Origin of the sequence: Demequina sp. NBRC 110052, from assembly GCF_002090075.1 — a bacterium.
In the GTDB taxonomy this organism is placed as follows: domain Bacteria; phylum Actinomycetota; class Actinomycetes; order Actinomycetales; family Demequinaceae; genus Demequina.
In genome coordinates this window covers 145586-158462 of the sequence record NZ_BBRI01000004.1, presented here as the reverse complement: position 1 = coordinate 158462, position 12877 = coordinate 145586, and the positions used below count along the sequence as shown (strand labels likewise).

12 protein-coding genes are annotated in these 12877 nt (G+C 71.2%); 1 reads left to right on the top strand and 11 read right to left on the bottom strand.

The annotated features are described in order from the left end of the window. Positions 1-84 precede the first annotated feature (84 nt). The 7 genes from B7K21_RS11610 to rimP form a co-directional block, all read right to left on the bottom strand. Positions 85-1068 carry a bifunctional riboflavin kinase/FAD synthetase gene (locus B7K21_RS11610; protein WP_084075741.1) on the bottom strand — a complete coding sequence of 328 codons (984 nt, stop codon included), beginning with the start codon at positions 1066-1068 and terminating at the stop codon, positions 85-87. Between the two features lie 5 nt (positions 1069-1073). Continuing rightward, entirely contained in the window at positions 1074-1997 is a 924-nt protein-coding gene (truB, locus tag B7K21_RS11605; protein ID WP_084075740.1) for a tRNA pseudouridine(55) synthase TruB, read from the bottom strand. Between the two features lie 4 nt (positions 1998-2001). Next, the gene (rbfA, locus tag B7K21_RS11600; protein ID WP_084075738.1) at positions 2002-2436 is read right to left on the bottom strand and encodes a 30S ribosome-binding factor RbfA; all 435 of its coding nucleotides are present in this window, start codon (positions 2434-2436) and stop codon (positions 2002-2004) included. Continuing rightward, positions 2436-5108 carry a translation initiation factor IF-2 gene (infB, locus tag B7K21_RS11595; RefSeq protein WP_084075736.1) on the bottom strand — a complete coding sequence of 891 codons (2673 nt, stop codon included), beginning with the start codon at positions 5106-5108 and terminating at the stop codon, positions 2436-2438. Before infB ends, rbfA begins: the two co-directional genes overlap by 1 nt. Positions 5109-5245: 137 nt before the next feature. Further along, entirely contained in the window at positions 5246-5530 is a 285-nt protein-coding gene (locus B7K21_RS12880; protein WP_084075735.1) for a YlxR family protein, read from the bottom strand. A gap of 20 nt (positions 5531-5550) precedes the next feature. Beyond that, positions 5551-6558, bottom strand: coding sequence for a transcription termination factor NusA (nusA, locus tag B7K21_RS11585; protein WP_084075733.1), 1008 nt, complete (start codon positions 6556-6558; stop codon positions 5551-5553). Between the two features lie 2 nt (positions 6559-6560). Next, a complete protein-coding gene (gene rimP / locus B7K21_RS12695; protein ID WP_159448526.1) occupies positions 6561-7037 on the bottom strand; it encodes a ribosome maturation factor RimP in 477 nt (158 codons plus the stop codon). A 97-nt stretch (positions 7038-7134) separates the two neighbouring features. On the opposite strand from rimP, the gene B7K21_RS11575 reads away from it, so the two are divergent. Continuing rightward, positions 7135-8055 (top strand): hypothetical protein, encoded by a 921-nt coding sequence (locus tag B7K21_RS11575; protein WP_159448525.1) that lies wholly within the window; start codon positions 7135-7137, stop codon positions 8053-8055. Positions 8056-8084: 29 nt separating this feature from the next. Here B7K21_RS11575 and B7K21_RS11570 read toward each other — a convergent pair whose 3' ends face one another. The 4 genes from B7K21_RS11570 to ispG all read right to left on the bottom strand — a co-directional run bounded on the left by B7K21_RS11570 (position 8085) and on the right by ispG (position 12800). Next, positions 8085-8819 carry a glycerophosphodiester phosphodiesterase family protein gene (locus B7K21_RS11570; protein WP_159448524.1) on the bottom strand — a complete coding sequence of 245 codons (735 nt, stop codon included), beginning with the start codon at positions 8817-8819 and terminating at the stop codon, positions 8085-8087. A gap of 74 nt (positions 8820-8893) precedes the next feature. Then, positions 8894-10684 (bottom strand): proline--tRNA ligase, encoded by a 1791-nt coding sequence (locus B7K21_RS11565; RefSeq protein ID WP_084076119.1) that lies wholly within the window; start codon positions 10682-10684, stop codon positions 8894-8896. A 35-nt stretch (positions 10685-10719) separates the two neighbouring features. Beyond that, positions 10720-11649, bottom strand: a complete 930-nt coding sequence (locus tag B7K21_RS11560) for a GNAT family N-acetyltransferase (RefSeq protein WP_084075719.1) — start codon at positions 11647-11649, stop codon at positions 10720-10722. Then, positions 11646-12800 carry a flavodoxin-dependent (E)-4-hydroxy-3-methylbut-2-enyl-diphosphate synthase gene (gene ispG / locus B7K21_RS11555; protein WP_084075717.1) on the bottom strand — a complete coding sequence of 385 codons (1155 nt, stop codon included), beginning with the start codon at positions 12798-12800 and terminating at the stop codon, positions 11646-11648. Before ispG ends, B7K21_RS11560 begins: the two co-directional genes overlap by 4 nt. Positions 12801-12877 lie beyond the last annotated feature (77 nt).

Sequence of the window (12877 nt, the reverse complement as noted above, 5' to 3'; positions counted from 1 at the left end):
GTTAACGTCCCGGTAACAGGGCATTCGTGGACATATCACCTGGTTCGCAGGCGCTTCCCGACAGCGTCGACACGCGCGCACCGATCAGGCCCGGGCTGGGATCCCCAGCGCCTCGCGACACCACGCGACGTCCTCCGCCAGCGCCTCCGTGAGGGCCTCGACCGAGCCGAAGTCGAGCATCGGGCGTCGCCAGTCGACGAGGTCGAGAGCGACCCGCGCGTCGTATAGGTCGAGGCCCGCGCCGTCGATGACGAACGCCTCGACGCGCAGCGAGTCCCCGCCCACGGTGTAGTTGATGCCGAGGCTGATCGCAGCGGGCATCCGCTCCCCCACGAGCGCCGCAGCACGCGCGTTGCCGCCGCCGTCCAGCACCGTGAGCCATCCGGCGTACACGCCGTGCCGCGGGATCATGCCTGCATCCACGTCGATGTTCGCGGTCGGGAAGCCGATCGTGCGGCCCAGCTTGTCGCCATGCACCACAGTGCCGCGCAGCCGATGCTCGCACCCGAGCACCTCGGCGGCCTCGCGGACCTTGCCGCCGTCGAGCAGCTCGCGCACCCACGTCGACGACCAGCGGCGGCCGCGCGCGTCGGTGTCGCCCGCGTCGTCGATCACATGAACCTCGAAGCCGAGCCTCTCGCCGAGCTCACGCATCGTGACGACATCGCCCGCGTTGCCGCGCCCAAACTTCGTGTCGCGCCCCACCACGACAGTGCGCGCGCCGAGGCCCTCGACGAGCCACGTGCGCACGAAGTCCTCGGGGGTCTGCTGCGCGAACGCGAGCGTGTAGTCGACGAGAAGGACGCCGTCGAGGCCCGTCTCGCCGAGGCGTGCGAGCCGGTCCTCGATGCCCGTGATGAGCTCGGGCGGGTGCGCGGGATCGTGGACCGCGCGCGGATGAGGGTCGAACGTGATCGCGGCGGCCTTCAGTCCCCGCTCGCGCGCGTCAGCCACCATGCGGGTGAGCACTGCGCGATGACCCAGGTGGACACCGTCGAAGTTGCCGATCGTCACCACCGTGGGGCCGAGTTCGCGAGGAACGTCCTCGAGCGCGCGCCAGACCTGCATGCGGGTCATTGTGCCCCAGCGGGGCGCATCACGACGACAGGCTTCACCTTGGTCCCCCGCCGTTCGCCGATCGCGACCAGCTCGCCCGCCGCGTCGAGCAGCGCCAGATGCTCGCCCTCGGCGCCTGCCGTCGCCGCGACCCACTGGCCGTACCCGAGGGCCCTGGCATCCGCGTCGGGCACGCTCACGGGGGTGAGCGTCGCCGCCGCCGCAGGCCCGAGCGGCAGCAGCGGGACGGGCTCCCCCGCCTCGTGGCGCGCGGCGAGGTCGTCGAGCGTCGCGGCCTCGTCCACGGGGATGCGCCCGACGCGGGTGCGCCGTAGCGCGGTGAGGTGGCCCCCGACGCCGAGCGCGGCTCCCAGATCGCGTGCGAGCGCGCGCACGTACGTGCCCGAGGACACTTCGACCTCGACGTCGATGTCCATGACCTCGCCGAGACGGCGCACCGCGAGCACGTCGAAGCGGCTCACTGTCACGGGACGCGCGGGCAGCTCGACGTCCTCGCCGCCGCGCACGCGCGCGTACGACCTCTTGCCGTCGACCTTGATGGCGCTGACCGCGCTCGGGCGCTGAAGGATGTCTCCCGTGAGGTCCTCGATCGCGGCAGCGATCGCCTCGTCCGTCGCCCCAGACGCGTCCGACGCGGCGGTCACCTCGCCCTCGGCGTCATCGGTGACCGTGGACTGGCCCAGGCGAATGGTCGCCTCGTACGCCTTGTCGTGACCGGTGATGTAGGTCAGGAGCTTGGTGGCCCGCCCGATGCCGAGCACGAGCAGGCCCGTCGCCATGGGGTCGAGCGTGCCGGCGTGGCCCACCTTGCGGGTGCCCGCGAACCGACGGCAGCGGGCGACGACGTCGTGCGACGTCCAGCCCTGCGGCTTGTCGACGAGCAGCAGGCCCGGAACGGGCTCGTCCTGGGCCCGAGCCATCGGGTCAGGCCTCGTCGTCCTCGTCGTGGTGACGGTAGGGGTCCTCGTCGCCGGCGTAGTGCGCGTTCTCGCGCAGACGCTTGAGTTCCTCGTCCCGCTGGTGCGCCTCGTGGAGGGCACGGTCCAGCGACGCCGCCGTCTCCGGCACGGCGTCCAGGTGGAACTCGAGGCTCGGCGTGAGCCGGATGCCCAGCTCGTGCCCTACCTTGGAACGCAGCACGCCCTTAGCCGACCTGAGCGCGGCGGCGGTGCCCTCGCGGTCCTCGTCTGTGCCGAGAACCGTGTAGAACACCGACGCCTGCTGCAGGTCGCCCGTCACACGCACATCCGTGACCGTCACGAAGCCCAGTCGCGGATCCTTGATCTCGCTCTCCAGCGCGCGGGCCACGATCTTCTTGATCGTGCCCGCGAGCCGGAGTGCACGGGGGTTGTCGCTCATCAGTCCCTCGGGATCTCCACCATCTCGAACGTCTCGATGATGTCGCCGACCTGGATGTCGTTGAACTTGCCCAGGCCGATACCGCACTCGAAGCCGTCCTTGACCTCGGTGGCGTCGTCCTTGAAACGACGCAGCGTGTCGATCGTCGGCTCGCCGATGACGACCCCGCCACGCACGACCTTGGCCTTCGCGTTGCGCTTGATGACACCTTCGCGAACGAGGGAGCCTGCAATGTTGCCGAACTTGGAGCTGCGGAAGATCTCCATGATCTCGGCGGCGCCGACCTGCTTCTCCTCGAACTCGGGCTTGAGCATGCCCTTGAGCGACGCCTCGACGTCCTCGAGCGCACGGTAGATGACCGAGTAGAAGCGCATATCCACGCCCTCGCGGTCCGCGAGCTCCTGGACGCGCTCCGCAGGACGGACGTTGAACCCCAGGATGATCGCGTTGTCGACCGTCGCCAGGTTCACGTCGTTCTGCGTCACGGCGCCCACGCCGCGGTGGATGATGCGCAGGTCGACCTGGTCGCCCACATCGATCTGGAGCAGCGCGTCCTCGAGCGCCTCGACGGCACCCGAGACGTCACCCTTGATGATGAGGTTGAGCGTGTCGATCTTGCCGTCCTCGATGGCCTTCGTGAGGTCCTCGAGCGAGATGCGCTTGCGGCGCTTCGCGAGCTGCGCGGCGCGCTCGGCGGCCTCACGCTTCTCGGCGATTTGACGCGCGGTGCGGTCGTCCTCGGCGACCAGGAACGTGTCGCCTGCTCCTGGGACGGACGTCAGACCGATGACAAGCACCGGGCGGGCAGGACCCGCCTCGTCGACGGGCTTGTCGTGCTCGTCGAACATCGCACGCACACGACCGTAGGCCGTGCCTGCGACGATCGCGTCGCCGACGCGGAGCGTTCCGGAGTTGACCAGCACGGTCGCGACCGGGCCGCGGCCCTTGTCGAGGTGCGCCTCGACGGCCACACCGCGAGCGTCCTTGTCCGGGTTCGCGCGCAGGTCGAGACCGGCGTCGGCCGTGAGAAGCACAGCCTCCAGCAGGTCCTCGATGCCCTGGCCCTTGAGAGCCGAGACGTTGACGAACATCGTGTCGCCGCCCCAGTCCTCCGCGACGAGGTTGTACTCGGTGAGCTGCTGACGGATCTTGTCGGGGTTCGCCCCCTCCTTGTCCACCTTGTTGATCGCGACCACGATCGGGACGTTCGCTGCCTGAGCATGGTTGAGCGCCTCGATCGTCTGCGGCATCACGCCGTCGTCCGCCGCGACCACGAGGATCGCGATGTCCGTCACCTGCGCACCGCGGGCACGCATGGCGGTGAACGCCTCGTGACCCGGGGTGTCGATGAAGGTGATGGCGCGTTCGACGCCCTCGTGGGTCGTGTGAACCTGGTAGGCACCGATGTGCTGGGTGATACCGCCGGCCTCGCCGGAGATGACGTCCGCCTTGCGGATCGAGTCCAGCAGACGCGTCTTTCCGTGGTCGACGTGACCCATGACGGTGACGACCGGCGGGCGCGCCTCGAGCTGCTCGTCGGTCTCCGCCGCGAGCTCGGCCTCGAGGTCGAGTCCGAAGTCCTCGAGGAGCTCCTTGTCCTCGTCCTCGGGCGACACGATCTGGATCTTGTAGCCCAGCTCGGCGCCGAGGGTCTCGAACGTGCCCTCGTCGAGCGACTGCGTCGCCGTGGCCATCTCGCCCAGGTGGAAGAGCACGGTCACGAGCGACGCGGGGTTGACGTCGATCTTCTCGGCGAAGTCGGACAGCGTCGCACCGCGGCGCAGGCGGATAAGGGTCGAGCCGTCACCGCGAGGGATCTGCACGCCGCCGATCGCCGGAGCCTGCTGCTGCTCGAACTCCTGCCGCTTGGCGCGCTTGCTCTTGCGACCGCGCGCGGGCTTGCCGCCCTGACGACCGAACGCACCGGCGGTGCCTCCACGACCGCGGCCACCGGGACCCGGACGGCCACCAGGGCCACCGGGACCGCCGGGGCCTCCGCCGCCGGGACGTCCCGCAGGACCTCCGGCGGGCGAGCCCGGGCGCGGGCCGAAGCCCTGGCCGGGACGCGGAGCGCCGGCGCCGCCGGGGCGCGGCGCGCCGCCGGGACGGGGAGCCCCGCCGGGACGCGGAGCGCCTCCACGCGGAGCCTGGAACGGGTTGTTGCCGCCCGGACGCGGACGGGGACGCGGACCGGCGGAGCGGTCCGAGAACGGGTTGTTGCCGCCCGGACGCGGACGCGGCTTGGGCATGTCCGCGGGCGTGGGCGCCTTGGGGCCCGGCTTCGCCGCGGGCGCGGCGGCGGACTTCGCCTCCGGCTGCGCGGCGGGTGCCTCAGCGACCGGGGCCTCCGGCGCCTCGGCCTCGGGGGCCTTCGGAGCAGGCTTCGGCCCGGGCTTGGGGCCCGGCTTCGCGGCCGACGCGGGGGCGTCGGACGCAGGCGCGGCCGCAGGCTTCGCGGCGGGCTTTGCAGGTGCCTTCGCCGCGGGCTTGGCGGCGGGCTTGCTCTCGGCGGCGCCGGCGGGGAAGGCCTCGCGGGCCTTGCGCACGACGGGCGCCTCCAGGGTCGACGACGGACCCTTGACGTACTCTCCGAGCTCGTTGAGCTTGGCGATCAGATCCTTGCTCGGAACTCCGAGCTCCTTCGCGATCTCATGGACGCGGGGCTTTGCCACAATTCTCCTGTCTCGGCTCGACCGAGACAGGGTCGAGCCATTTTACGGCTGGGCACTCATTTCGAGGCACTCATCGGTTGACCATGGGCTTTCATCCCGTTCTGTCAGGCCGGATGGCTGGGTGGACGCGGTCCACGCTACCGCACCGCGAGTCCGCTCAGGTCGACGTCCGGATCGCGCAACGCACGTCCGAGCGAGCGACGCTTGAGAGCGAGCTCGAGGCAGTCTTCCCCGGGGTGGAGCCAGGCCCCACGGCCGGGGAGGGTCTTCGCGGTGTCGAGCACCGCGCGGCCGTCGACGACGGCGACCCTCACGAGAACCGACCGAGATGCCCGTCCCCTGCATCCGACGCACGTCCGCACCGGTCCGGTGACTGGTGACTGAGCGTCGGCGGCACGAGACGGGTCTCTCGGCCCCACCATTCTACCCGCTTCCCGCGCCGTCAGGACCGCGCCGCGTCGGGCGCGCCCTCGGCCTCGTCGGAGCGGATATCGATGCGCCAGCCAGTGAGCCGCGCGGCGAGGCGCGCGTTCTGGCCCTCCTTGCCGATCGCGAGCGACAGGTGGTAGTCGGGCACGACGACGCGCGCCGCGCGCGCCTCCTCGTCCACGACCGTCACCGACACCACGCGCGACGGCGACAGCGCGTTGCCGACGAACGTCGCCGGGTCCTCGTCCCAGTCCACGATGTCGATCTTCTCGCCCCGCAGCTCGCTCATGACGGCGCGCACTCGCGCACCCATGGGCCCGATGCACGCGCCCTTCGCGTTCACGCCCGGCACGGTCGCGCGCACGGCCATCTTGGAGCGGTGGCCCGCTTCGCGCGCGAGGCTCATGATCTCAACGGTGCCGTCGGCGATCTCCGGCACCTCCATCTCGAAGAGCCTGCGCACCAGGCCCGGGTGCGTACGGGACAGCGTGATCGACGGGCCCTTCTGCCCGCGCGCGACGTCCAGCACGTAGGCGCGCAGACGCTCGCCGTGCGCATACACCTCGGTGGGCACCTGCTCGTGAGCCGGCAGCAGCGCCTCGACCTCGCCGATGTCCACGTGGATGTTGCGCGGGTCCTGGCTCTGCTGGATGACGCCGGAGACCAGGTGCCCCGCCTTGTCCGCATACTCGCCGATCACCGCGTCGTCGCCCGCCTGGCGCAGGCGCTGCACGATGACCTGCCGCGCCGTCGCGGTCGCGATGCGGCCGAAGTCGGCGGGAGTGTCGTCGAACTCCGGCATCTGCTCGACCAGAGTCTCCGACTCGGCGTCAGGCTCCTCGCGCGCGAGGATGCTCACGCGGCCCGTGTCACGGTCCACGTGCGCGCGGGCGTGCCGGTAGGCGCCGGGCGTCTTGTGATACGCGGAGACGAGCGCCTGCTCGATCGCGTCGACGAGCACGTCGAGCTTGATGTCACGCTCGCGCTCGAGCCCCTTGAGCGCCATCATGTCGATGTCCATCGTCACGCCTCCTCGTCGGCAAGTCGCTTCATCTCGAGCTGGACGCGCCCGGTGGCGACGTTGGCGAGCGGCACGGTGATCTCACCCGCATCGCTCTCCAGCAGCACCGAATCGTCCGTCACGTCCACGACGCGACCGCGCGCGACGTCGCCGCTCACCAGGTCGATCTCCGCGAGGCGCGTACGCGCGCGCAGGAAGTGGCGGCGCTCGGTGAGGGGCCGCGAGGTGCCGGGGGTCGACACCTCGAGCGTGTACTCGCCCGGCATGACGTCCGCGTCGTCGAGCGCGGCGCCGATGGCGCGCGAGGCGTCGGCGATCGCGTCGAGGCTCGCCGAGCCGATCTCGGTGTCCGGCAGGTCGACGGTGATGAGGACGCGCGAGCGCTTGCCCGCCGCGACCACGTCGACCCCGTCGATCACGAGGCCCGCCTCGGCCGCCGCGGGCGCTGCTAGGTCGGCGATCCGGTCGGTGTTGTCCATCGCATGGCCTCCCCGCGCGCCTGCCGCGCGTTCCGTTGCTTCAATTCGGTCGGAGGACAGTCTATGCCCGCCGAGGGGGCGTGTCATGATGTCCGCCATGAGGATCAGGAGGCTGCTCGCGGCATGCGCGGCGGCCATCGCTGCGGTCGCGCTGACCGGGTGCGTCAGGCTCGAGACCCCCGAGCCCGAGTGGCCCTCCCCCTCCCCCGCCGTGCTCGAGCGCGACGCGCTCGCGGCCCCACACGCGCAGGTGCAGGCGGCTCTCGGCGAGGCCGGAACGACCCCCCTGGCCGCACTCGAATCCGCCGCGCTCCCGGATCTGCTCGCCGGCATCGGGCCTGAGTACGTCGCCTACCCGGATGCGGACGCAGGCGAGGACGACTCGGCACCGGCCGCGCTGGACGAGGCCGTGGCGGAGGCGCTGGACGCCGCGCTGGCAGCCGCCTCCACCGCGTCGGATCCGGACGTGCGCGCATGGGGCGCCTCCGCCGCACTCGTGCACGCGCTGGGGCTGTGGCTCGACGGCCGACCCACGGGTGTGGCCGCACGCGCGTTCCCTGGTCTGGGCGAGGACGCCATCGCGGTGCCCGCGGCGACGTCGGTCGCTGCCGAGGACGTGCGGGCCCTCGCCGCGCGCCACGACGACGCACGCTGCCTGCTGGATCAGATCGCGATGCGCACCTCGGAGGCGGAGCGAGCAGATGCGCTCGCACGTCGCGAGATCGAGGCGGCTCGCTCCGACGCGCTGCAGGCGCTGGCCGGCGGAACGGACGACCGCACTGCGATCTGCTCCGTGCCGCTCGAAGCGATCGCCGACGCCGACGCCCGGGCGCGAACCGTGCGCGAGGCCCAGCTCGCGCTCGGTGACGCATATGCGGCGCTCGCCGTCACCGCGTCTGCGGACGACCTGGAATGGCTGCTCGACGGAGCGTTCGACGCCTATGCCTCCGCGGCGACCACCGCAGGGTGGACCACCGCGGACATGCCGACGACGCCCGGCCTCTCACCTGCGCCCTAGTGCCTCTCCGAGCGCCGCGTGCCGCACGCTCAGGCGGCGGTGCCGAGCGCTGAGTCGCGCACCGCGACCGCAGCTGCCGGATCGTCGGTGATCACAGCATCCACGCCCGCGGCGTACAGCGTCGCGAGCGTGGCGGGGTCGTTGACGGTCCACGGGCGCACCGCGATGCCCGCGCGCCCGAACCCCTCGAGCACGCCGGGAAGCGCGAGCGTCGCCGCGTGGGGATGCATGGCTGCGACGCCCAGGCGCCGCGCGTACTCCCAGGGCTCGACGAGCGCCTCGACGTACAGCGGTGCGATCTGCGCACCGGGAGCGAGCGTGCGGAGCTCCATGAGGCTCAGGTGGTTGAACGACGAGTGCACGACCCGATCCGCCAGCCCCGCCGCGTCCACAAGGTCCAGCACGGCTCGCTCGAGCCCGCGGTAGGGCGCGTCGCCGTGCTTGAGCTCGATGTTGAGCACCGTGTCCGTGGCAGAGACGAGATCGAGAACCTCGCCGAGCAGCGGCACACGGTGCGTGCCGTGCGCGAGCGTTCCCACGTCCAGCCGAGCGACCTCGTCGCGCGTGCCGTCGCCGAGCACCACTCGCGCGCCGTCGGCTCCCGTGAGCACCGCGTCGTGCGCGCACACCACCTGGCCGTCGGCGGTCAGGTGCACGTCGAGCTCGATGCCGTCAGCGCCGCTGTCGATCGCCGCCGCGTACGCTGCCATGGTGTTCTCGGGCGCGATGAGACGCGCTCCGCGGTGGGCCCAGATCTGCGTCACGCGGGCACTCTCGCACGCCGGCGTGTCCGGAATCTGGCCGCCCGATGGACGACCGGTGAACATCCCCGCGTCGGCTAGGCGAGCGCGTCCTTCACGCGCTGCGAGACGACCGCCACGGCGTCGGCGACCGCAATCTGCTCGGATTCGCCGGTGGCGCGCGTCTTGAGCTCGACCACGCCCTCTGCGAGCCCGCGCCCCACGACGAGGATGTACGGGGCGCCGATGAGCTCGGCGTCCTTGAACTTCACCCCAGGCGAGACCTTGGGACGGTCGTCGTACAGCACCTCGGCACCCTCGACCTCGAGCGACGCGGCGAGCACCTCGGCCGCCTCGAACACCGAGTCGTCCTTGCCGGTCGCAACCACGTGCACGTGATACGGCGCCACGCCGATGGGCCAGCGAAGCCCGAGCTCGTCATGGTTGTTCTCGGCGAGCAGCGCGACCGCGCGGGTCACTCCGATGCCGTACGAGCCCATCGTGACGACCTGCTGCTTGCCGTTGACGTCGAGCACCTTGAGGTCGAGCGCCTCGGCGTACTTGCGCCCGAGCTGGAAGATGTGGCCGATCTCGACGCCGCGCGCGAGCTCGAGCGGGCCCGAGCCGTCGGGGGCCTCGTCGCCGGCGCGGACCTCTGCCGCCTCGATGGTGCCGTCGCCCACGAAGTCGCGGCCCATGACCAGGTCGAATACGTGCTTGCCGTGCTCGTTCGCACCAGTGATCCAGCGCGTGCCGGGCACGATGCGGGGATCGAGCATGTAGGGAATGGTCGCGTCGTCCTCGGACAGGAACTCCACGCCCTCGGGGCGCGCCTGCGGGCCGAGCACGGCCGGGCCGATGTAGCCCTTCACCAGCTCCGGGTGGGCCTTGAGGTCGTCGTCGTTCGCCGGCTCGACCGTCGCGGGCGAGAGCGCCGCCTCGAGACGTGTCATGTCCACCTCGCGGTCGCCGGGCACTCCCACGACGAGCAGGCCGCGCTCCCCTGCGGGATTCGTCGCGGCGATCACGACGTTCTTGAGCGTGTCCGCCGCCGTCCACGGGCGGTCGGCGCGCGGCTGGTTTGCGTTGGCCGCGGCGACGAGCGTCTCGATGGTCGGCGTGTCAGGCGTGTCCTCGACATGCGCGGCGGGCGCGTCGGAGTAGTCGAGGGCCTCCGGCACGGGTGTGGTGACTGCCTCGACATTCGCGGCATAGCCGCCAGGCGAGCGCACGAACGTGTCCTCGCCCACCTCCGTGGGCGAGAGGAACTCCTCGGACTTCGAACCACCCATCGCGCCCGACTGCGCCTGCACGATCACGTACTCGATGCCGAGCCGCTCGAAGATGCGGATGTACGCGGCGCGCTGGTTGGCGTAGCTCGCGTCCAAGCCCTCATCCGTGACGTCGAACGAGTACGAGTCCTTCATGATGAACTCGCGGCCGCGCAGCAGACCCGCGCGGGGCCGCGCCTCGTCGCGGTACTTGGTCTGGATCTGATAGATCGTCAGCGGCAGATCCTTGTACGACGAGTACAGGTCCTTCACCAGCAGCGTGAACATCTCCTCGTGCGTGGGAGCGAGGAGGTAGTCGGATCCCTTGCGGTCCTGGAGACGGAACAGGTTCGGCCCGTACTCGGTCCACCGGTGCGTCGCCTCGTACGGCTCGCGCGGCAGCAGCGCCGGGAAATGCACCTCCTGGCCACCGGCGGCGTCCATCTCCTCGCGCACTACGGCCTCGACCTTGGCGAGCACCTTGAGGCCCAGCGGCAGCCAGGTGTAGATGCCGGGGGCGGCGCGGCGGATGTAGCCGGCGCGGACCAGGAGCTTGTGGGAGGCGACCTCGGCGTCGGCCGGGTCCTCGCGCAGCGTGCGCAGGAAGAGCGTGGACATGCGAAGCATGGGCCCAAGCCTAGCCGCGCGCGGGGTCAAAACATCACGGTGGCGAACGTGCCCACCTCACGGAAGCCCACGTCGCGGTAGACCGCCAACGCGGGAGCGTTGAAGTCGTTCACGTACAGGGACACCGTGGGCGCGAGCTGGGCGCGCACCTGGCGCACGAGTTCCGCCATGCCCGCGCGCGCGAGCCCACGGCCCCGCAGGTCGGGGTGGGTCCACACGCCCTGGATCTGGGCGACGCCTCCCCCGAGCACGCCGACCTCGGCCTTGAACACCACCTCAGGTCGCCTGCCCCGGATGGATCCGAGCTGCACGAACGCGCGGCCGGCCCTCACGAGGTAGTGCAGGCGGTCCTCGTAGGCCGCCCTGCCGTGCCTCATCGGGTCGTAGCCGACCTCCCCGATGAACATGTGCACGCACGCGGGCAGCAGGATCTCGTAGTCGTCGTCGGTCGCGGTGCGCAGGTCCCGCAGCTCGAGGTCGCCGTCCAGGCGCGGGGCGGGTTGGGCGTGGGGTGCGGCGTCGATCGCCATGGACGCCTGGCGGGGCCGCAGCTCTCGCGCGGGGCCCCACCACGGTGCGACCCTGCCCCAGAGGTCCAGTGTCATGTCGGCCTCGCCGACCATGGCGGCGGGACGCGATAGACGCGACACGCATGCCGAGGCCACATCGGAGCGCAAGGCATCGCCCGTCGGGTCGTCGACGGTACGCGGCAGCACGGCGCTCAGGTTCGCGCCGTTCCACACGAGCCCCGCGAGGTCGCGCTGCAGGCCCGCCCGCCGCCGCACCGCCCACATCCCGCGCGGGATCGAGCCCGACGCGCGCGCCGTCTCGAGGTGCATCGCCGGCAGGACGCTCGCGACCGGATCGGCCGCGCACATCTCGAGCGCGGCCTGGACGTCACGCCGCTGCAGGGGCCCCAGCGCGTGCTGGGCCCTCCGCAGCAGCGAATCGGTCATGCGGTCGTGATCACCTGCGGCTCGGCGCCCTCCTCGGGCTCCATCGTCTCGGCGATCTTCATCGCCTCCTCGATCAGCGTCTCGACGATGTCCTTCTCCGGCACCGTCTTGATGACCTCGCCCTTGACGAAGATCTGCCCCTTGCCGTTGCCGGAGGCGACGCCGAGGTCCGCCTCGCGCGCCTCGCCTGGGCCGTTGACGACGCAGCCCATGACTGCGACGCGCAGCGGCACCTCCATGCCCTCGAGCCCGGCGGTGACCTTCTCCGCGAGCTCGTACACGTCCACCTGCGCGCGCCCACACGAGGGGCACGACACGATCTCGAGCTTGCGGGGCCGCAGGTTGAGCGCCTGGAGGATCTGGATGCCGACCTTGACCTCCTCGACGGGAGGCGCCGAGAGGGACACACGGATCGTGTCGCCGATTCCCTTGGACAGGAGCGCGCCGAACGCGGTAGCAGACTTGATGGTGCCCTGGAATGCGGGGCCGGCCTCGGTGACGCCGAGGTGCAGCGGCCAGTCGCCGCGCTCGCTCAGCATCTCGTACGCCCGCACCATGACCACGGGGTCGTTGTGCTTGACGGAGATCTTGAAGTCGTGGAAGTCGTGCTCCTCGAACAGGCTCGCCTCCCAGATCGCGGACTCGACGAGCGCCTCCGGGGTGGCCTTGCCGTACTTCTGCAGCAGGCGCGGGTCCAGCGAGCCGGCGTTGACGCCGATGCGGATCGACGTGCCGTGGTCCTTCGCGGCCTGCGCGATCTCCTTGACCTGGTCGTCGAACTTGCGGATGTTGCCGGGGTTCACGCGCACCGCCGCGCAGCCCGCCTCGATCGCCGCGTAGACGTACTTCGGCTGGAAGTGGATGTCCGCGATCACGGGGATGTTCGACTTCTTCGCGATCGCGGGCAGCGCGTCCGCGTCGTCCTGCGTGGGGCACGCCACGCGCACGATGTCGCAGCCCGCCGCGGTCAGCTCCGCGATCTGCTGCAGCGTCGCGTTGATGTCGTGGGTCTTGGTGGTGGTCATGGTCTGCACCGAGACGGGCGCGTCGCCTCCGACGAGCACGTCTCCGACCCGGATCTGACGGGTCTTCTTGCGGGGTGCGAGCACAGGCGCCGGCATCGCCGGCATTCCGAGTCCGATCGCTGTCATGGCTCCAGTATTCCTCACTGTCATGGCGCCGCCGGCGGCCTCGCCGCCGCGCGTCCTCGACGGTTCAACTTCCGGGG